The sequence below is a fragment of the Lysobacter tyrosinilyticus genome, from assembly GCF_054779815.1.
This window is the reverse complement of record NZ_BAAGXN010000001.1, coordinates 1,455,377-1,474,331: the sequence shown is the minus strand read 5'-3', so window position 1 is coordinate 1,474,331 and position 18,955 is coordinate 1,455,377. Positions and strand designations below refer to the sequence as shown.

General features: G+C 65.6%; 15 protein-coding genes and 1 pseudogene. 6 read left to right on the top strand and 10 right to left on the bottom strand.

The features are described from left to right. Positions 1-620: 620 nt before the first annotated feature. The 3 genes and pseudogenes from ACYVGK_RS06360 to ACYVGK_RS06350 form a co-directional block, all read right to left on the bottom strand. Entirely contained in the window at positions 621-860 is a 240-nt protein-coding gene (locus ACYVGK_RS06360) for a hypothetical protein (protein ID WP_460732402.1), read from the bottom strand. 11 nt (positions 861-871) lie between these two features. Next, positions 872-1,194 (bottom strand): annotated as a pseudogene (gene ssb / locus ACYVGK_RS06355) (single-stranded DNA-binding protein); the annotation flags it as partial. Positions 1,195-1,339: 145 nt separating this feature from the next. Continuing rightward, positions 1,340-2,245, bottom strand: a complete 906-nt coding sequence (locus ACYVGK_RS06350; protein ID WP_460732401.1) for a helix-turn-helix transcriptional regulator — start codon at positions 2,243-2,245, stop codon at positions 1,340-1,342. 353 nt (positions 2,246-2,598) lie between these two features. Here ACYVGK_RS06350 and ACYVGK_RS06345 point away from each other — a divergent pair, with 353 nt between their 5' ends. From ACYVGK_RS06345 to ACYVGK_RS06335, 3 genes are read left to right on the top strand one after another with little or no spacing between them, the layout of a single operon-like run. Next, the gene (locus ACYVGK_RS06345; protein WP_460732400.1) at positions 2,599-3,723 is read left to right on the top strand and encodes a sensor histidine kinase; all 1,125 of its coding nucleotides are present in this window, start codon (positions 2,599-2,601) and stop codon (positions 3,721-3,723) included. Further along, the gene (locus tag ACYVGK_RS06340) at positions 3,720-4,511 is read left to right on the top strand and encodes a LytR/AlgR family response regulator transcription factor (protein ID WP_460732399.1); all 792 of its coding nucleotides are present in this window, start codon (positions 3,720-3,722) and stop codon (positions 4,509-4,511) included. Before ACYVGK_RS06345 ends, ACYVGK_RS06340 begins: the two co-directional genes overlap by 4 nt. A 46-nt stretch (positions 4,512-4,557) precedes the next feature. Beyond that, positions 4,558-5,568, top strand: a complete 1,011-nt coding sequence (locus tag ACYVGK_RS06335; RefSeq protein ID WP_460732398.1) for a polyprenyl synthetase family protein — start codon at positions 4,558-4,560, stop codon at positions 5,566-5,568. Between the two features lie 177 nt (positions 5,569-5,745). On the opposite strand, the gene ACYVGK_RS06330 is transcribed toward ACYVGK_RS06335, so the two are convergent. The 4 genes from ACYVGK_RS06330 to ACYVGK_RS06315 form a co-directional block, all read right to left on the bottom strand. Next, on the bottom strand, positions 5,746-6,531 hold the full coding sequence (locus ACYVGK_RS06330; protein WP_460732397.1) for a dienelactone hydrolase family protein: 786 nt from the start codon (positions 6,529-6,531) through the stop codon (positions 5,746-5,748). A 364-nt stretch (positions 6,532-6,895) separates the two neighbouring features. Continuing rightward, positions 6,896-8,314, bottom strand: coding sequence for a UDP-N-acetylmuramoyl-L-alanine--D-glutamate ligase (gene murD / locus ACYVGK_RS06325; protein ID WP_460732396.1), 1,419 nt, complete (start codon positions 8,312-8,314; stop codon positions 6,896-6,898). Then, on the bottom strand, positions 8,295-9,656 hold the full coding sequence (murL, locus tag ACYVGK_RS06320) for a UDP-N-acetyl-alpha-D-muramoyl-L-alanyl-L-glutamate epimerase (RefSeq protein WP_460732395.1): 1,362 nt from the start codon (positions 9,654-9,656) through the stop codon (positions 8,295-8,297). The genes murD and murL overlap by 20 nt, the downstream gene beginning before the upstream one ends. 74 nt (positions 9,657-9,730) lie before the next feature. Beyond that, positions 9,731-12,316: a bifunctional aspartate kinase/diaminopimelate decarboxylase gene (locus ACYVGK_RS06315; RefSeq protein WP_460732394.1), complete on the bottom strand. Its 2,586-nt coding sequence runs from the start codon at positions 12,314-12,316 to the stop codon at positions 9,731-9,733. Between the two features lie 181 nt (positions 12,317-12,497). Here ACYVGK_RS06315 and ACYVGK_RS06310 point away from each other — a divergent pair, with 181 nt between their 5' ends. Both ACYVGK_RS06310 and ACYVGK_RS06305 read left to right on the top strand, forming a co-directional pair. Then, positions 12,498-13,376 carry a PhzF family phenazine biosynthesis protein gene (locus ACYVGK_RS06310; RefSeq protein WP_460732393.1) on the top strand — a complete coding sequence of 293 codons (879 nt, stop codon included), beginning with the start codon at positions 12,498-12,500 and terminating at the stop codon, positions 13,374-13,376. A 211-nt stretch (positions 13,377-13,587) separates the two neighbouring features. Beyond that, a complete protein-coding gene (locus tag ACYVGK_RS06305) occupies positions 13,588-14,385 on the top strand; it encodes an SDR family oxidoreductase (RefSeq protein WP_460732392.1) in 798 nt (265 codons plus the stop codon). 91 nt (positions 14,386-14,476) lie between these two features. Here the strand turns inward: ACYVGK_RS06305 and ACYVGK_RS06300 are convergent, their stop codons facing one another. The 3 genes from ACYVGK_RS06300 to ACYVGK_RS06290 all read right to left on the bottom strand — a co-directional run bounded on the left by ACYVGK_RS06300 (position 14,477) and on the right by ACYVGK_RS06290 (position 16,399). Then, the gene (locus ACYVGK_RS06300) at positions 14,477-15,172 is read right to left on the bottom strand and encodes a glycine zipper 2TM domain-containing protein (RefSeq protein ID WP_460732391.1); all 696 of its coding nucleotides are present in this window, start codon (positions 15,170-15,172) and stop codon (positions 14,477-14,479) included. 90 nt (positions 15,173-15,262) lie between these two features. Next, positions 15,263-15,949: an alpha/beta fold hydrolase gene (locus tag ACYVGK_RS06295; RefSeq protein WP_460732390.1), complete on the bottom strand. Its 687-nt coding sequence runs from the start codon at positions 15,947-15,949 to the stop codon at positions 15,263-15,265. Positions 15,950-15,961: 12 nt separating this feature from the next. Beyond that, positions 15,962-16,399 (bottom strand): OsmC family protein, encoded by a 438-nt coding sequence (locus ACYVGK_RS06290; protein WP_460732389.1) that lies wholly within the window; start codon positions 16,397-16,399, stop codon positions 15,962-15,964. Positions 16,400-16,871: 472 nt separating this feature from the next. On the opposite strand from ACYVGK_RS06290, the gene fusA reads away from it, so the two are divergent. After that, positions 16,872-18,920, top strand: a complete 2,049-nt coding sequence (gene fusA, locus ACYVGK_RS06285) for an elongation factor G (protein ID WP_460732388.1) — start codon at positions 16,872-16,874, stop codon at positions 18,918-18,920. Positions 18,921-18,955: the final 35 nt, after the last annotated feature.

Sequence of the window (18,955 nt, the reverse complement as noted above, 5' to 3'; positions counted from 1 at the left end):
CGAAACCGCATGGCCGTCATGCGGTACCGGGCGCCTGCTCCGAGTAAAGCGCTTGTTCGTTGCAGATTCGTGCAGATCGACAGGGAAATTTGTCGTCGTGCACGTCAGGCAGCGACGAAAGAACGCATCGGGCATCGCCGACCGTTTCGCCGGCACCCGATCATTGTTTCGTGCACCGATGGATCACCGTCGTTGCGCGCGGCCCCTTTGCCTACCCACGCGCACAATCGCGGCACTTCGCGAAGCCGCGCCGACCGTCCGGGCAACTCCGGTGTCGGTCGGCCATGGCCTGCACTGGCGACGTCCGAACCATGGGACGGTGCGCAGCATCGCTGCGACAAGTGTTCGGCCACGTCAACTTTCGAAAGCATTCCATGCTCGTGATGATCTCCATGCGGGCGCTAACCTAATAGCAGTCGTCGATCAGCGCAATAGACAAAAGTTGCAAGAATTCATGATGCGACATCCACGTCGCGCATGAATATCCTGAAACGAAATGCTATTTCGTGATCGATCTTCGCATTCGTGCAGTACGCCACAGATTGCAAAGTGACCCCGGCAACGCTGACATCCCATCAAGCATGTTGCGCGCAACGACAGCACAACCGATGAAATCGATCTCACATGCACTTCAGCGTCGGCTGCGTATCGCTGCATGACTTGCATGCAGTGAAAATGGTTCGCGCAGGATGCGTATCGAAAGTCACGATGATCATCTTGATGCGATGCCATCCCGCAACGCGTGCAATCAAAGCCGCGACGGCCACCCGCACATGGGGTCTCCCGGGGATCGCATGAAAAAATTCAGGCAGACGCAGCGCTTGCCGGGACGGGAACTCGATGCCGCCAAGTGCGGCCATCGGATGCTGGATCAGAACGGGATATCGTCGTCCGCGAAATCGGCACCGAAATCGGCCGCCTTGGCCGGCGCGGATTCGCGGCGCGGTGCGCCGCCCTGCGGCTGCGACGGGCGCGGCGCACGCGATTCGCCACCCCCACCGTATTCACGGCGCCGGCACCTTCGGCACGGCCGCCGAGCATCTGTATCTCGTCGGCGATGATGTCGGTGCTGTAGCGTTCGACACCGTCCTGACCGGTGTACTTGTCGTAGCGGATGCTGCCCTCGACGTACACCTGCGAACCCTTGTTAAGGCACTCGCCCGCGATCTCGCCGAGCTTGCCGAACAAGGTCACCCAGAAGAAGGTTCCTGGGAGCCGGGAATGAGGAAAGACGGGGGCGCCGTCGCGCAGGCCTGAGCCTGGGGACAGGACGTTCACGAAAAACGCCCGGCTCCCCAAGGGGGCCGGGCGCAGGGTGTGCTGCAGGGATTTCAGGCGTCTAGTGCGAGGCCAGCGCCTGCCCGACTGGTTCAGTTGCCAGGGCTACCGGTTCATGCCGGGCGCGCCAGGTCGAGGCGGTTTCGCCGTGCCAGGCCTTGAATTGCCGGGCAAAGCTGCACGGGTCATGGAAGCCGCAGGCCTCGGCGAGCTCGGTGATCGACAGTTGGCTGAATTGCAGCAGATCCCTCGCCCTCTGCATGCGCAGGCGCATCGAGGCCTTCTGCAGGGTTTCCTGATAGACGGCGTGGAAGGTCTTGGACAGCCACCAGCTGGAAAACCGGGTCATTTCCATCAACTCCTCGATCCGCAGCATGCGGTGGGGGTTGCCCTCCAGATACAGCCTCGCCTTCTGGATGCGGGAAAAGATCCGGGTCTTGCGGTGGAAGGAGCGCCCGGGGCAGCGCTCGATCATTCCGGCGAAATCGTCCTGTGCCGCCTGCCAGTGCTTGAGCAGCGGCTTCAGCCCCCGCATCAGCGCGGCGATGCCGGCCTCCTCGGGCGTGGCGGCACAGTGGCGCCACAGCCGCAGCGCGACGCGACGGTCGTGCAGGGGGACGACGCCCCGCCCGGCCAGCAACCCGCGGTCGGTCGAGTCCAGGGATCCGTGCATGACATCGGGGGTCAGCATCAGCCCGAGGGTGAACCCGGTTTCGCCCGCTTGGACTTCCGGCATCGACCCGCGCTCCAACGCGATCCACTCGCCGGCGCGCAGCGTGAAGCTGCCTTCGATGGCGCTGATCTGGGCGGTGCCGCGCAACTGCAGCCAGAACGAGAACATCGCCGCCGGCGCGCGCACGCGCTGCGAGCGGGAGGCCGCGACCAGCCGGACCGGCCGGGAAGTGACCACCGCCGCCAGGGCGGGGGGCAATCGCGCGTCGTGCGCGGTCACGAAGGTGTCAGGCATGGCGGGCTCCTGATGATCGCTGGCGAATCGCATGGATGGGGCTGGCGAGGTAGGTTGTAGCGCCACCTTGGCTGGGATGCGCGAGGTATTCGTCGAGTTGCATCCCAGCCCCGACCAGTAGCAGGAAAATCGACGAAACCGCCATTTGCGGCGACGAAACAATCGGGGCCGCGCCTTGGCGGCATTGGCGTTGCGCGGTCCCGCCCCGGATGTCCCGAACCATTCGTCACGCCGTGCGCCCGAGCGGTGTCGCCGCCAACTAGTCCGCTTGCATCGCGCGGCGACGACGGGTACACCACATCGCCAGCGCGTGCCGTCTGGAACGAGCCTTCCAAAACCGACAAACCGGTGCAATGACCATTTCCCGCAACCTCATGCAGGCCCTTCCCGGCCTGCGCCGGCTCGACCCGCTGGATCGCACCGTCGTAGCGCTCACGCTGGCGGTCTGGGCGATGCACTACGTCATGCGCACCATGCTCAGTCTGATGCCGGGCGATACCTGGATCGAACCGGGCAGCCTGGCCGCACGCACCGTCGCCAGCACCATCGGGATTGCGCTGTGCCTGGGGATCCATGCCGCCTTGAAGAAAGCCGATAGCGACCGCCCCTGGCGGCTGCTGGGATACGCGCTGGTGCTGAGCTTTCCCGCATCGCTGCTGCTGACTTTCGCGGGCGAATACGTCTTCCGCTACTTCACCGACTACTACTCGATGTACCCGGATCGGTGGATGTCGCAGATGGAGCTGGGCGAGACCTATAAGGCCTATCAGTGGAACTTCTTCGCCTGGTGCGCGCTCTATGCCGCTGCGCGCAACAACGCCGAAGTGCGCCGCCGCGACCAGCAGCTGGCCGACGCCACCAACGCCGCGCAGCAGGCGCAACTGCTGGCCCTGCGTCTGCAGATCAATCCGCACTTCCTCTTCAACACGCTAAACACGCTCGCCGGCCTGATTGTGCTTGGCCGCACCGCCGAGTCGGAGAAGATGGTGCTGAGCCTGTCGCGCTTCCTGCGCTACACGCTGGCACGCACGCCTTCGCAGCTGACGACGGTCGCCGATGAAATCGGCATGCTGCAGCAGTACCTGGAAATCGAAGCGGCGCGCTTTTCCGACCGGCTCAAGGTCACATGGGACATCCCGGCCGATTGCACCCAGGCGATGGTGCCCAGCCTGATCCTGCTCCCGCTGGTGGAAAACGCGCTGAAATATGGTCTGGGCGGCTCCGATCGTCCGGTCGAGATCGTCATCGATGCCCGCCACGAAGGCAGCGAACTCGTGCTCGGCGTGGAGGACGATGGCGGCAGCACGCACGGCAATGCCGGCGGCGGCATGGGCATCGGCCTGTCCAACGCACGCCAGCGGCTCACGGCCCTGTATGGCGACGACGCGCGCCTCGACAGCGGCCCGCTCGAGCACGGCTGGCGCAGTGTGATCCGTGTACCTTGGCAGGAAGACCAGGTGCTGGAAAACGCTGCGTGATCCGGATCCTGCTGGCCGACGACGAACCCATCGCGCTCGATCGCCTGGAACTGGCGGTTGCCGGCATTCCCGATGCGCAGCTGGTGGCGAAGGCGCGCAACGGCAAGGAGGCGCTGGCGTTCATTCGCGAACTCAAGCCGGACATTGCGGTGCTGGACATCCAGATGCCGGTCAAGGACGGGTTCGCCGCGATCGCCGAACTCAAGCCGGGCGAACATCTGCCAGAAATCATCTTCGTCACCGCCTACCAGGAACACGCGGTGCGTGCGTTCGAGGTGCATGCGGTCGATTACCTGCTCAAGCCGGTCTCCTTCGAGCGCTTCCGCGAAGCCGTGCGCCTAGCACGAGCGCGCCTCGATGCGCGTGCGGCCGAAGTCCGCTTCGCCGAGCTGCAGCAGCTGATAGCGAGCCTGCGCGACTCCGGCACACCCGAAAGCGGCGCGGTCTACGAGCGCGAGTTCTGGGTCCGCACCCGCGATGGCATTGTCAAGGTCGCGGCGGAGGCCATCGAGGCAATTACGGCGGAAGGCGATTACGTGCTGCTGCACGCGGGCGGCAAGTCGCACCTGCTGAAGGACACCATCAGCTCGTTGTCCACCCGGCTGGATCCCGCGGTCCACCTGCGCGTGCACCGTTCCACGATCGTGAACCTGAAACAGGTCGCCAGCCTGCGCCGGCGTGGCCCCAAGGGCCTGTCGCTGACCCTGGCCTCAGGCGCCGACTATGCAATCGGGCCGAACTACACAGATACGGTTCTCAAGGTCGTCAACGCCCGGCGCTGGCGTTGAATCCATACGGGCAGTCGGCGCGGTCGCTGCCCGTATAATTCCGGCTATGTCTGCCGATTCTTCCCTGCGCCCCGCGACGTCGTCGCTTCCCGATCTGGCCACCATCCAGGCCCTTGCCCGCGACGACATGGCGTCGGTCGATGCCCTGATCCGGCGCCGTCTCGCCTCGGACGTGGTGCTGATTAACCAGGTCGCCGAATACATCGTCAATGCCGGCGGCAAGCGCCTGCGCCCGATGCTGTTGCTGCTCGCCGCCGGCGCGCTGGGACATCGTGGCCCGGACGCGCACCAGCTCGCCGCGGTGGTCGAGTTCATCCACACCGCCACGCTGCTGCACGACGACGTCGTCGACGAGTCCGACCTGCGCCGCGGCCGCAAGACCGCCAATGCGGTGTGGGGCAATGCGGCCAGCGTGCTGGTCGGCGACTTCCTGTATTCGCGCAGCTTCCAGCTGATGGTCGAACTCGACCAGATGGAAGTCATGCGCATCCTTGCCGATACCACCAATCGCATCGCCGAAGGCGAAGTGCTGCAGCTGTTGCACGTGCGCAATCCGGACACGGACGAAGCCGCCTATCTGCGCGTCATCGAACGCAAGACCGCGGTGCTGTTCGCCGCGGCGACGCGCCTGGGCGCGCTGCTGTCGGGTGCGGATGCGGCCACCTGCGATGCGATGCACGACTACGGCATGAACCTGGGTTACGCCTTCCAGATCGCCGACGACGTGCTCGATTACGCCTCGGACGCGGAAACGCTCGGCAAGAACCTCGGCGACGATCTCGCCGAAGGCAAGGCTACGCTGCCATTGATCCACGCGATGCTGCACAGTGATCCAGCTACTCGTGACCGCCTGCGCCAGGCGGTGGAACATGGCGATACCGACGCCCTGCCCGACGTGCTGCAGGCGATCCGTGCAACAGGCGGTCTCGACTACAGCCGCAGCCGCGCCTACGAATACGCCGAGGCGGCCGAGCGCGCACTTGCCGGCATCGGTGACAATGCCTATACGGCGGCGCTGCGTGGATTGGCGCGGTACGCGGTGAGCCGCGACTACTGACGATTCGTAGCGCCGGGCCCGCCCGGTGCGTGGACCGCAACGAGCGGCGCCGAAGCAAGTTCGGCCGTGCCCAGACTGCCTTGTAGAGCGGAGCTCTGCTCCGCTGCTTTTGCTGTTGCTGATTCAAGCCTTGAGATGCGAGAGCAGCCGAGCAAGCTCGGCTCTACAAAGCGGGACTTATTTCGCAGCGAATCGCTCGGCGAAGAAGTCGTCCATCATGCGAAACGCCCGCGTCGCCGCGACGGCGTTGTAACGGCAGTTGCCCTCGCCCGCTTCTTCCTCGACTTCCGTGAAGCAATGCACCGTGCTGCCGAAGTCGACGAACTGCCAGTCGGCTTTCGCGTCGTTCATTTCCTTCACGAACGCCTGGTGCTGTTCGGCGGACACGTTCGCATCGTCGGCGCCATTGAGCACCAGCACCGGCGCCTTCATGCCACCGGGTTGTGCATGAGCGGAGGGCTTCAGATTGCCGTGGAAGCTCACCACGCCCGCCACATCAGCCCCGCTGCGCGCCAGGTCGAGCACGGCACCACCTCCGAAGCAGAAGCCGATGGCACCAATACGGCTCGCATCCAGCGGCGCCTTATCCTGCTGTTTCAAGACCTCCACGGCCTTCGCAACACGCGTAGCGAGGCCTTCGGGTGCGGCGTAAGCGGACTGCAAGGCCTTGCGTGCCTCGTCGTGATCCTTGGGATTCACGCCCTTGCCGTACACGTCGGCAAGCAGGATCACGTATTTGTCGCCGGCGATGCGCTTGGCCTTCTCGACGGCACCAGCATTGACGCCCATCCAGTTGGGCACCATGACCAGGCCGGGCCGTTTCTGCGCCGACGCATCGTCGTACACGACATAACCGGCAAAGGCCTGCTTGCCGATCTTCCATTCGACCGGCTTGGCCTGCATCGCGGCCAGGGCAGGTGCAGCGGACAACATCAGCAGGACGGCAGCGATAAGACGGCGCATGACGAGCTCCTCCGCAAAGTGGCGAAAGCGTAGGCAGCGATCGTGGTCGCCGCGTGAAATCGCGATGGTAGCCGCGTGCGGTCTGGCAACGATTGGCTGCTTCCCTCGCCCCGCTTGCGGGGTGAAGGCGGGTGCTTGTGCGCCACTGGCGCACGCCCGACTGAACGCCTTCGCGCTGTGCGCGAAGGCCGGGGGCAGAGCGAGGGACAGCGTTGCGCAGCGACGCAGGGTGAGGGGACGTCGCAGCGACAGCAAAGCGCCCCTCATCCGCCCTTCGGGCACCTTCTCCCCGCTTCGCGGGGAGAAGGAGAAAAACAAGGGCACCGTTGTTGCGGTAGCACAGGAGTGACGCAGGCAACGTGCCTTACGCGATGCCGAGCCCCGGAATCGCGCTGATGGTGTCTGGGTCGAAACCGGCCAGTTCGGCGAAGTGGCGGCCGCGTGCCACGTAATCGCGATACACGCCATAACTGGGCGCGCCCGGCGACAGCAACACGACGCCGTCCTGCCCCAACACGGCTTGCGCCTGTTGCACGGCATCGGCCAGGTCCGTCGCGGTACTCAGGACGAAGGCGCCGTCCTGCGCGACCGGCTTCAACAGCTCGTTGATGCGCGGTCCGTTCTGGCCCATGGTGATGATCGCGACAGGCGCGGACTTGCGCATCGCGACCGCGAATTCATCCCACGGCAGTCCACGATCGTGCCCGCCCACGAGAATCGCCACGCGGCTCCCGCGGAACAGGTCCAGCGCAGCCAGACTCGCATGCGGCGTGGTGCTGATCGAATCGTTGACATAGGTAAGGCCGTCGCGCGTGCCGACGGTCTGCAGACGATTCGGTAGCGGCCGGAAGCTGGCGGCATGCGGCGCCAACGCAGCGGCATCCAGACCCATTGCCTCGATCGCGGTGAGCACCGCACACAAGTTGCTGCGGTTATGGCGCCCGGGTAGCGGCAGCGACGCCGTGTCCAGCACGAAGTCGTCGCCGCGATACAACGCGTCTTCGCGCAGATGCCAGCCAGCTTCGTGACCGAACCAGCGCACCTCACTGTTGGGCAACTGCAATGCCGACAGGATCGGATCATTGGCATTGAGCACCGCGATACGCGGCCGTGCATCCGTCAACAAACGCAGCTTGTCGGCGATGTAGCGCTCGTGCGAACCGTGCCAGTCGAGATGTTCGGGAAAGATGTTCAGCGCGATTGCGACGTCGGGACGCGCGCCGCTCGCGCCGACGTCGCCGGTCTGGTAACTCGACAGCTCGATCGCCCAATATTCCGGCGCCGGCTGCGGGTCCAGCACTTCCAGCAGCGGCAGCCCGATATTGCCGACCAGACCGGTCACATGCCCGCCGGCGCGCAGCAGATGCGCCAGCAGCGAGGTCGTGGTGCTCTTGCCCTTGGTACCGGTCACGCACACGGCATTGCGGACGAATCCGTCCGCATCGGCGTGTTCGCCGAACCACAGCGCGGTACCGCCGATGAAACGCGTGCCCTGCTCGGCCGCCGCGATCGCTTCCGGCTTGTAAGGACTGATGCCGGGCGACTTCACCACGATGTCGAACGCGCCCAGCCGCTGGCCGCTGGCGTCGGTCTCGACGGACAACATTGCATCATCGGCGGCCTGCGCATCGGCCGCTTCCGCGGCGTTGCAGAACAGCGTCAGCGCGAGCTGCGGCAGCTGCGCGCGGATGACGCGATAGGCGGCGCGCCCTTCGCGGCCCCAGCCCCACAACGCGACCTTGCGGCCTTCGAGCTGCCGGATTTCAAGCGCTGAGCTGGGCACGCAGGCGGTCCCACAACTTGGCGGGGATGCGATGTTCCTCGTCGATCACCAGCAGCGGCTCGATACGCAGTTCGGTTTCGTCGAGTTGCGGCCGGATCTCGCGTGCGAAACGTTCGACCAGCGCGTCCTCGCGCCACTCCGGACGACTGCTCAATGCAGCCATTGCCGCGCGCGACTCACGGCCTTCGCCGACGCATTCGAATGGCTTGTGGTCCAGATATTCGAGCAGCGCGTCATAACCCGCGGTCTGCGCCGGGTCATCGAGCAGGTTGCGGCCAAAGATCCCGACCAGGCGCGGCTTCGGCATGAACGGTGCCAGCGCGAGGAACACGAAGTGGCACTTAGGGCACACGCCGCACCAGCGATTGGCCGGACGCTCGCCCAGGATGTGGAAGTTGCGATTGCAGCTGCTGAAGTGCGCGTCGTAGTGATCGGTCTTGGCGAACTGGCGCGCGACGGCGAGTTCGCTGAGCGGTCGCAGCAGCGAGTAGTAATGCAGGTCGGAGGCGATGTGGCGCTGCAGGTAGTCGCCGAACGCCTGCTCGCACGCCCAGCCCTTGGACCACTGGTGATTCACTTCGCCGGTGCCTTCAATAAGGCTGCCGTAGCTGGCGGAGCGCTCGTTGGAGAACACGATCTGGTCGACGCCGTGCAGCAGCGCGGCCAGCGTCATGATCGCCGAGTTCAGCACCGTCACCGGGATATGGCCGTTCCATGCTCCTTCGCGGTTGTAGTCGAACAACTGCGGCGCCAGGGCGCGCCCCAGATTGAGCGTCGGCAGACCGGTGCGTTCAGCGCACGCGCGGATCAGCTGCGAACCACCGACCCAGGTCACAGTCTGCGCGACACCGAGCTTGCGCAGCGCTTCGATGCTGACCAGCGAATCCTTGCCGCCACCGATCGCGACCAGCGCCTGCTCGCGCAGGCCCAGCGCCGGAGCGGCGGCCTTGGCTTCGCCTGCGACCGGGAAGTTGATCTTGCCGTGCAGATTCAAGCCGTTGCGATAGGCGAATTCGCCCAGGCCGTTGACGTAGATCAGTTCCAGCAGCGCCGCGGTATCGGCATCGATCGCGTAGGAATCGATGCGAATGTCTTCCGGCACCGCCGCCTTGTAGTAACTCACGCCAGCGATGAGATGCAGCAGACGCAGTGCGCGCTCGACCGCGGCCGCACGCTCACCGTCGAGCGTGAACGGAGCACCGGGAATCGTGACGGTCTCGATCAGCTCCGGGCCGTCGTCGAATGCATACACCAGCTGCGCGACACCCGTGGCCGCATCGAACGTGCAACGCACGAAGCGGAAGCTCTTGATCGCGTCGCGTTGGAATTTCCAGTTACTCATTTCAGAACCTGTAGGGCGGGTCTTGACCCGCCGATTTCTGCCGCAGGAAGGCGGGTCAAGACCCGCCCTACGCCTTATCCAATGAAGTCTTCTGCCGGCAGCGCCCGCAGGTTGTACGTGTTCGCCATCGCCATGCCGTAGGCGCCGGCATCGGCCACCAGCAGCACATCGCCTTCGCTCGTCGACGCCGGCAACAGGCGACTGCGACCGAGCACGTCTCCGCTTTCACAGATGGGGCCGACGACGTCGAAGGCCAATGCGTTCGCGTCTGCCCACCGCGTGAGGTTGTGGATGCCGTGGTAGGCCTCGTACATCGCCGGACGAATCAGCGCATTCATGCCCGCATCGCAACCGACGCGGCGCACGCCGTCCTTCTCGATGACCTGGGTGACGCCCAGCAGCAGCACGCCGGCCTCGGCGACGAGGTAGCGGCCCGGCTCGATCACCAGCCCGTAACGGGGATACGCCGCCTTGATCTCGTCCAGTCCCTGGCGCCAGGCGACCAGATCGAAATCCTGCGCGTCGGGCGTGTACGGAATCGGCAGACCGCCACCAATGTCGATGGTTTCGACCGTGCCGACGTTGTCCGCCAGCCCGGCCAACTCCGCGTACACGCCGCGCCAGTGGCGCGGATCGTCGATACCGCTGCCCAGATGCGCATGCAGGCCGCTGATGCGGACGTTGAGCTTGCGCGCCTCGGCGAGGAAGGCATCGAAGCGCGTGATCGGCAGACCGAACTTGGCGGCGACGCCGCCGGTCTTCACCTTCTCATGGTGGCCTTCGCCATGACCGAGGTCGAGGCGCAACCAGATCGTGCGGTTGCGGAACACGTCCGGCCAACGCTGCAGCGCTTCCACATTGTCGAGCGTGACCGTGACGCCGCGCGCGAACGCCGCCTCGTACTCGCGGCGCGGCGCGAAGCTGGGCGTGAACAGCACGCGCGATGGCGCGAGGTTGGGAACGGTGGCGAAGACGTGGTCGAGTTCGGCCTGCGACACGCATTCCAGCCCGAAGCCTTCGCCCACGATCGTGCGCAGGATCCCGGCATTCGGATTGGCCTTGATCGCATAGAAGCAACGATCGATGGCCTCCACGGCCAGCAGCCCACGCGCGCGTTCGCGCACGGTGGCGAGGTCGTACACGTAACGCGGCGTGCCCGCCTGTGCGTGTTGCAGCAGCGTCTCGCGCGCGCCCACCCACCAGGCCGATGCGCGCTCGACCTTGCCGTGCGCGATCTCGCGCCAGCTCGGGCCGAATACGCTCGCGTCGAGCACCGGCATCGCGCCGCCGCGGATCAGCTCCGCATGCAACTGCGGCAGCATGCCGTCGGCGTCGGCTTCATCGATAACGAAGGTGAGGTTGAGGTCGTTGGACGACTGCGAGATCAGGTGCACGCGTTCGCGGCCGAAAGTCGCCCAAACGTCGGACAGCTTGTGCAGCAGCGAACGCATGCCGCGGCCGACCAGCGTGATCGCCGCGCACGGTGCGATCACTTTCACCCGGCACACTTCGGCGAGGTCGGCGCTGAGCGCTTCGAGCACGTTGGAATTCACCAGATTCTCGCTGGGATCCAGCGAGACGGTGACGTTGGTTTCCGACGAGCCGATCAGGTCGACCGACAGGCCGTGGCGCTTGAAGCGTTCGAACACGTCGGCAAGGAAGCCGACCTGCTGCCACATGCCGATGCTTTCCATCGACACCAGCACGATGCCGTTGCGGCGACTGATCGCCTTCACGCCCGGGACGGTCGCCGCCGATGCGTCGATGCGCGTACCCGGGAGGTCGAAGCGCTCGGTGTCGAGGATCATCATCGGCACGCCCGCTTCGCGGCACGGGCCGATCGAACGCGGGTGCAGCACCTTGGCGCCGGTCGTCGCGATTTCCTGCGCCTCGGCGTAATCCAGTCGCGTCAGCAGGCGTGCATCGGGCACGTCGCGCGGATTGGTGGTGAACATGCCCGGCACGTCGGTCCAGATCTCCACACGTCGCGCCTTCAACAGCGCGCCGAAGTACGCCGCCGATGTATCCGAACCGCCGCGACCGAGAATCGCCGTGCCGCCATCGCCGTGACGCGCGATGAAACCCTGCGACAGAAGCATCGGCGCCGGTTGCGTCGCAAAGCGCTCGACGAAGGCGGCATCGCTGCTGTGGCGGCAATTCACCGACAGCCGCTGCGCCCACGCGCTGGCATTGGGCAACGACACGGCATCGAGCCACTCACGTGCATCGCACCAGCCGAAATCATGCCCCTGCGAACGCAAGTAGGCCGCGCCCAGCGTGGACGAAAGCAGCTCGCCCTGCGCCAGCACCTCGGCCTGCCAGTCGAGGGTGCGCTCGGCTGCGCGCGGATCGCTACCCAGCGCCTGCAGCGCATTGAGGCGTGCGCCCAGCACCTGGTCGGCGTCAAGATCGAGTTCCGCACAGAACGCGCGATGGCGTTCGACCAGCGCCGCGATGCGCGCGGCAATGCCGTCACCGTTCGCAATAGCCTGCAACTCGTTGGTCACGCCCGAAAGCGCCGACACCACCACCAGCACGCGCGCGCCGTCCTCGGCCATGCGTTTCGAAGCGAGGCGGCCAATGGTGTCCCAACGATTGCGGCGCGAAACGGAGGTGCCGCCGAACTTGAGTACTACCCAGGGAGTCGCTCCCGCTGTCACTGATGTATGTCCTTAGGTGATGAGGAAAGAAAATGTCCGCGCGAGTCCGCGGACCTCTAGAATCCGGCTCGCTGGCCGGAACGCCGTGCGCAGGCACGAAACCGGCGCACAAGACGGCGATTCTAGTCGAACCGGCCGTCCGCTTGCCCCCTCAACCTGCGTCCTCCGAGAGTTGTTTCAAATGAAACGTCGTTATCTGCAACTGGACGTCTTCGCCGGCCAGCCCGGCGATGGCAACCCCCTGGCGGTCGTGCTCGACGCCGAAGGCCTGGACGACACCACCATGCAGGCCATCGCCAAGTGGACGCGCCTGCCGGAAACGACGTTCGTATTCCCGCCGACCCAGCCCGGCGCGAGCTACCGCATCCGCATGTTCAGTCCGCGCCGCGAGGTGCCCTTCGCCGGCCATCCCAGCGTCGGCACCGCGCACGCGGTGATGGAAGCCGGCCTGGCCGCGCCACGCGATGGGCTGCTGCAGCAGGAAGGCATCGCGGGTGTGCTGCCACTGAAGGTCGTCGGCGAAGGCCGCACCCGCACGATCGCCGTACGCACGCCGCGGGCGCGCGTGGTCGAAATCACCTCACCGTCCGATCCGCGCCTGGTAGAGGCCCTGCGCGGGCTGCCGCTGGGCGAGCTGCCACCGGTACTGATGGACGGTGGCCGCCGCTGGTGGCTGGCCGAAATCGCGAACGAAGCCGCCCTGCGCACGGCCACGCCGAACTGGGACGCCATCGCCGAACTGGCACAGGCGACCGAAACCATGGGCCTGTTCGTCTACGCCCGCAGCGCCGACCCGGTCTACTACTACGCGGTGCGTGCCTTCGTGGGTGCCCCGGCGCGGTTCGAGGACGCGGCGTCTGGCGCCGCGAATGCGACCCTGGCCGCCTGGCTGGCCGCTCGGGGCGCTCTGCCCAATACCGAAGGCGCGTATCGCATCAGCCAGGGCCGCGAAGTCGGCCACGACGCGATCATCGACCTGCACGTGGACGCCGATGGCGAGGTCTGGTCGGGTGGGCGGGTGTGCGATGTGGTGACCGGCGAGATCGATTGGACAGTGTGATTGGCTGCTTGATCGCCAGTCGACGTATCGCTTTTGCTCGTCATGCCGCTGCTTTTTGCGTAGCCGCTGCTTTTGCTCGCCATCCCGGCGAAAGCCGGGATCCAGCTTTCCGAAGCAGGTCAACGGCTGGATCCCGGCTTTCGCCGGGATGACGAAGGAAAGTCACTGGCAACTGACAGCTACCAAACCAACTGAGAACACCCGCGCCCCAATGACCCAACTGACCAACCAAGTCGTCTGGATCACCGGCGCCTCCAGCGGTATCGGTGAGGCGCTGGCGAAACTCGCCGCGCAACGCGGCGCAAAACTGGTGTTGTCGTCGCGACGCGAAGCGGAACTCGAACGCGTGCGCGCCGCCTGCCCGCGCCCCGGCGACGTCGCCGTGCTCCCGGTCGACCTGGCCGATTTCGGCGATGCCGATGCCCTCGCCGCACGGGCCGCCAGCTTCTTCGGCCCCATCGACGTCCTGGTCAACAACGCCGGGATATCCCAGCGCACCGCGATGCTCGACACCGGCATGCCTGCCTATCGCCGGCTGATGGAAATCGACGTCTTCGCGCCGATCGCGCTGACCAAGGCCCTCGCACCAGGCTGGGTCGAACGCGGTCACGGCCATGTGGTGGTGGTGAGTTCGGTATTCGGCTACATCGCGATGGCGCGCCGCACCGGCTACGCGGCGGCCAAGCATGCGCTGCATGGCTTCTTCGACAGCGCGCGCATCGAGCTGGGTCACAAGGGCGTGCACTTCACTCTCGCCTGCCCAGGCTTCGTCCGCACCAACGTGTCGGTGAATGCGCTCGGCCCCGGCGGCGAACCGTATGGCAAGTCCGACCACGACATCGATGGCGGCATGGACCCACAGGTATGCGCGGACAAGATCTGGCGTGCGGTGGAAGCCGATCGCTATGAAGTGACGATCGCCGGCATCGAGCGCGTCGCCGTGCTGATCAAACGCTTCCTGCCGCTGCGGTTGTATACGGCGTTCGCGCGGCGGCTCAGGGTCAACTGACCTGTTCCCGCAGAGCTGGGCCTGCTCGGCTCCACGAGAGAAAAAAAGAAGAAGGGGCGCATGGCCCCTTCTTCGTATGCAACGGCGACTGTTACTCGGCCCGAACATCCACGCGAACGCGAATGCGATCGCCGGGGTGATAGTTGGTGCGCGTCGTGTACTGATGCCCGGCATATTCGTAGGTCACGTCGTACGCTTGCACCGCGCGGTCGTTGCTGTAATAGCCGCTGCCATTGGCCGGCACCGGATCGCACACCGTCACCGTGCCGACGCGGTCGGGCTGGCGCTGGCGCTGGTTGTGCTCGTAAATCTGCCGGCCGGCCATGCCACCGGCCATCGCTCCCACCGCCGCTGCAGCCGTGCTTCCGCTGCCACCGCCGACTTTGCTGCCCAGCACGGCACCGACGACGCCGCCAACCACGGTCGCAACAGTAGCGCCGGTGCGGGTACCCGAGTTGCGGTTGCCGTACTGGTCGTAATAGCCGTCGTTGCTGTAACCATCGTTGCGGTAATAGCCGTCGCGGTTGTAGCCATCGTTGCCGTAGTAGTCGTCGCCGCGGACGTAGCCGCTGTTGCGCTGGTAGCAACGCTGCGAGTTCGAAGTCGAATAACCGGAGCCATAACGATCGAATGCCGGATCGACGCGGATCACGCGTGCATAGTCGTAGCGCACATTGGGATCCTGGGTCGTCGAGTACGGCGCCGTCGAGCGATAGGTCTGCGCCGAAGCAAGACCGGTAGTGGCCGCCAGGCACAGGGCCAGGGTCGAGGCGAGCGTGCGCTTCATGGTGGACTCCGAACGCCGGAATGGCGTGCGCGGATCGTCGAGCCGCTGCGGTCAATGCAGGCTGAATTTCGCCGGCATCGAAACGAGGATTTACCTGGCCGACAGCCAGGTGGCGACCCGGGCGACCGTATCCGTTGCGCAACGGCCCAGCAATGGCCCGACGTGACTGGGCGAATCCGCTTCGATCAAGTCCATGCCCCACTCGTTCGCGAGAGCGCGAGTGATGGCGGGCGGTACATCTTCGTCCTGCCGCGATACGACGCACAGGACCGGACATTGAGGCCTGGCCATCGGGATGCCCGCGTGCGCTGCACGCAGCACCGCACCGGATTCATCACGCCAATGGCGGTACGCGAACAACGCCGTCGCGTCGTCCGAATCCGGCATGGCCCGTCGCGTGGACGCCAATCGCGCCTCCCGCTGCCACGGCACCACATCGGGCCAATCGCGCGACGGCAACGACGCCGTCCATGGCGCTGGCGGCAGCGGGTTCACCAGGACCAGGGCAGCCGCGGCGTCGGCGCATCCCAGCGCCAACAGGCCGCCCAGGCTCGCACCGATCACCACACGCGGCTGCGGGAGTGCGACGAGCGCGGCCTTGGCTTGTTCAAAGTAATGCTGGTAGCGGGTTTCAACCAATCCCGCTGCCGTCGGCTGCAGATCCAGCGCGACCGGCTCGACGCCCGAAGCAGCAAGCACGGCGCGCCACAAATTCCATTCCCAAGCGCCACCGCCGGCCCCGTGCAGCAGGAGCGCGTGTCGGACCGACGATGGCATGGGAATCCGGACTCAGCCCTGCAGAGTGGCCGACAGCGACACCGGCACCGACAGCGCGCGCGAGATCACGCAGCCGGCCTTGGCGGCCTCGGCGATCTGCTGGAACTGCTCGGCCGTGATACCCGGCACCTTCGCGTTCACGACCAGGTTGACGCCGGTGATGGTCGGACCCGGATCCATGCCCGGCTCCATCGTCGCCTCGGCGCGGGTTTCGATCGTTTCGGGAGTGAAGCCGGACTTACCCAGCACCGCCGACAACGCCATGCTGAAGCAGCCCGCGTGCGCGGCGGCCAGCAGCTCTTCCGGATTGGTGCCCTTCTCGTCGCCGAAGCGGGTCTTGAAGGAATAGTTTTGGTTGGCGAACAGGCCGCTCTGCGGGGTGCTCATGTTGCCCTTGCCGGCTTGCAGGTCACCTTGCCAAACCGCATCCGCGTAACGCTTGAAGGCCATGTCGTTGCTCCATTGGTGAGGGGGCGCACAGGGTATCGCCGCGCTTGTCGACATGGCTACGCTTTTTGCCCCTCCCTTGCGCGGAGCGCAGGGGGTGAGGAGCGACGATTGCGCGCCACTGGCGCGCGTTGCGACGAACGCCATCGGGCCATGCCCGATGGCCGGCGGGCTGGGAGGGGGTGCTTTTGATGTTGCTGTTGCCCACCAAAGCAACAAGCAAAAGCACCCCTCCCCAGCCTCCCCTTCGCCTGCGGCGAAAGGGAGGGGGCAAAAGCGGTGTGCCCAACGGCGGGCGATGGGAGGAGGGCAATGCAGCTTGACCGCCCCACCAAACCGCGGGATGGTTGCCCTACCGGTACCCACCGGCATCCCGCCATGACCGCCCTCGCCGAGCGCCTGCTCGGACGGCAGCGCTTCCGACGCGGACAGCCATGACGGCCTTTCGAACCCGATTACTGGGAGAAACGGCCTCATGTCCTATACCACCCAAGACATCCGCAACGTGGCCTTGGCAGGCCACCCCGCCGCCGGCAAGACGACACTCTTCGAAGCCCTGCTGCACGCCGGCGGCGCGATCCAGACAGCAGGCACGGTCGAACGCGGCAGCACCATCTCCGACTTCGACCCGATTGAAAAGGAACGCGGCCATTCGCTCGACGTCGGCATCGCCTCCACGGATCACGGCGGCATCCACGTCAACCTGATCGACACCCCCGGCTATCCCGATTTCCGCGGCCCCGCGCTCTCCGCGTTGGCAGCAGTGGAAACCGTGGCGATCGTGATCGATGCCGACAGCGGCATCGAATACGGCACGCGCCGAATGATGGAGTACGCCAAGGCGCGCAACCTCTGCCGCGTGCTGGTGGTGAACAAGATCGACCACGCCGATGCCAACAGCGCGCGGGTGCTGGATGAATTACGCGAGACCTTCGGCGCCGAATGCCTACCGCTGAACCTGCCCACCGATGGCGGCAAGGCGGTGATCGACTGCTTCGGCAACACCCAAGGCACGAGCGATCTCGGCGCGGTCGCCGACTGGCACCAGAAGATCATCGACCAGGTCGTCGAGATCAACGAGAACGTGATGGAGCATTACCTGGATCTGGGCGAAGGCGGCCTGTCCGGTCAGGAACTGCACGACGCCTTCGAACAATGCCTGCGCGAAGGCCATCTCGTGCCGGTGCTGTTCTGTTCGGCGCGCAGCGGTGTGGGTATCAAGGAGCTGTTGGATGCGGCGGAAAACCTGTTTCCGAATCCCACGGAAGCCAATCCGCCTTCATTCCAGAAGCTCAACGGCCACGGCCCCGAGCCCGTCGAAGCCGCGCCCGATCCAGCGCGGCACGTGATCGCCGACGTCTTCAAGATCGTCAACGATCCCTTCGTCGGCAAGCTCGGCATCTTCCGCGTTTACCAGGGCACGGTGAAGAAGGACTCGCAGCTGTTCGTCGACGACAGCAAAAAGCCGTTCAAGGTCGGCCATCTGTTCAAGCTGAAAGGCAAGGACCACATCGAGATCGACCAAGCGGTGCCCGGCGACATCGCCGCGGTGGCCAAGATCGATGAGCTGCACTTCGACGCGGTGCTGCACGACAGTCACGACGAGGACCAGATCCATCTGGAGCCGTTGGACTTTCCCAAGCCGATGTTCGGGCTCGCAGTGGAAGCCGCGCACAAGGGCCAGGAACAGAAGCTGTCCACCGCGTTGCACAAGCTGGCGGAAGAAGATCCCTGCTTTACCGTCGAACACGAGGCCGAAACCAACGAGACCGTGATCCGCGGGCTCTCCGACCTGCACCTGCGCGTCAACCTGGACCGACTGAAGGACAAACACGGCGTCGAAGTGAAGTCGCGCCCGCCGCGCATCGCCTATCGCGAAACCGTCGCCGGCAAGGCCGAGGGCCATCATCGTCACAAGAAGCAGACCGGCGGCGCCGGGCAATTCGGCGAAGTCTTCCTGCGCATCGAACCGCTGCCACGCGGCACCGGCTTCGAATTCGTCGACGAGGTGAAAGGCGGCACGATCCCGGGCCAGTTCATGCCCGCGGTCGAAAAGGGCGTGCGTCAGGTACTGCAGCACGGCGCGGTCGCCGGCTATCCGATGCAGGATGTGCGCGTGATCGTCTACGACGGCAAGCATCACAGCGTGGACAGCAAGGAAGTCGCGTTCATCGCGGCGGGCAAGAAGGCGTTCATGGATGCGATCAGCAAGGCGCGGCCGCAGGTGCTCGAGCCCATCGTCGATCTCGAGGTGAATGCGCCCGAGCAGCACATGGGCGACATCAGCGGCGGCCTGGCGAGCAAGCGAGCGCGCATCAATGGCACCGACTCGGCCCGTGGCAACGAGATCGTCGTACGGGCGCAGGTGCCACTGTCGGAACTGGAGGGCTACGCGGCGGAATTGAAGTCGGTGACCGCCGGGCGCGGGCGCTATTCGCTCGATTTCAGCCACTACGAGCCGGTTCCGCCGCAGGTGCAGCAAAAGCTGGTCGAGGCCTACAAGCCGAGGCCCGAAGAGGATTGAGCGGCTGCCGCCCGGGAGCCGTCCGCGCATCCGGG

Excerpts from the sequence above, each read along its gene's own strand:
- ACYVGK_RS06350 (WP_460732401.1), bottom strand. The coding sequence starts at position 2,245 with ATGCCTGACACCTTCGTGACCGCGCACGACGCGCGATTGCCCCCCGCC.
- ACYVGK_RS06305 (WP_460732392.1), top strand. The coding sequence starts at position 13,588 with ATGACCCAACTGACCAACCAAGTCGTCTGGATCACCGGCGCCTCCAGC.
- ACYVGK_RS06310 (WP_460732393.1), top strand. The coding sequence starts at position 12,498 with ATGAAACGTCGTTATCTGCAACTGGACGTCTTCGCCGGCCAGCCCGGC.
- ACYVGK_RS06290 (WP_460732389.1), bottom strand. The coding sequence starts at position 16,399 with ATGGCCTTCAAGCGTTACGCGGATGCGGTTTGGCAAGGTGACCTGCAA.
- ACYVGK_RS06300 (WP_460732391.1), bottom strand. The coding sequence starts at position 15,172 with ATGAAGCGCACGCTCGCCTCGACCCTGGCCCTGTGCCTGGCGGCCACT.
- murL (WP_460732395.1), bottom strand. The coding sequence starts at position 9,656 with ATGAGTAACTGGAAATTCCAACGCGACGCGATCAAGAGCTTCCGCTTC.
- ACYVGK_RS06295 (WP_460732390.1), bottom strand. The coding sequence starts at position 15,949 with ATGCCATCGTCGGTCCGACACGCGCTCCTGCTGCACGGGGCCGGCGGT.
- ACYVGK_RS06360 (WP_460732402.1), bottom strand. The coding sequence starts at position 860 with ATGGCCGCACTTGGCGGCATCGAGTTCCCGTCCCGGCAAGCGCTGCGT.
- ACYVGK_RS06330 (WP_460732397.1), bottom strand. The coding sequence starts at position 6,531 with ATGCGCCGTCTTATCGCTGCCGTCCTGCTGATGTTGTCCGCTGCACCT.
- fusA (WP_460732388.1), top strand. The coding sequence starts at position 16,872 with ATGTCCTATACCACCCAAGACATCCGCAACGTGGCCTTGGCAGGCCAC.
- ACYVGK_RS06335 (WP_460732398.1), top strand. The coding sequence starts at position 4,558 with ATGTCTGCCGATTCTTCCCTGCGCCCCGCGACGTCGTCGCTTCCCGAT.
- ACYVGK_RS06345 (WP_460732400.1), top strand. The coding sequence starts at position 2,599 with ATGACCATTTCCCGCAACCTCATGCAGGCCCTTCCCGGCCTGCGCCGG.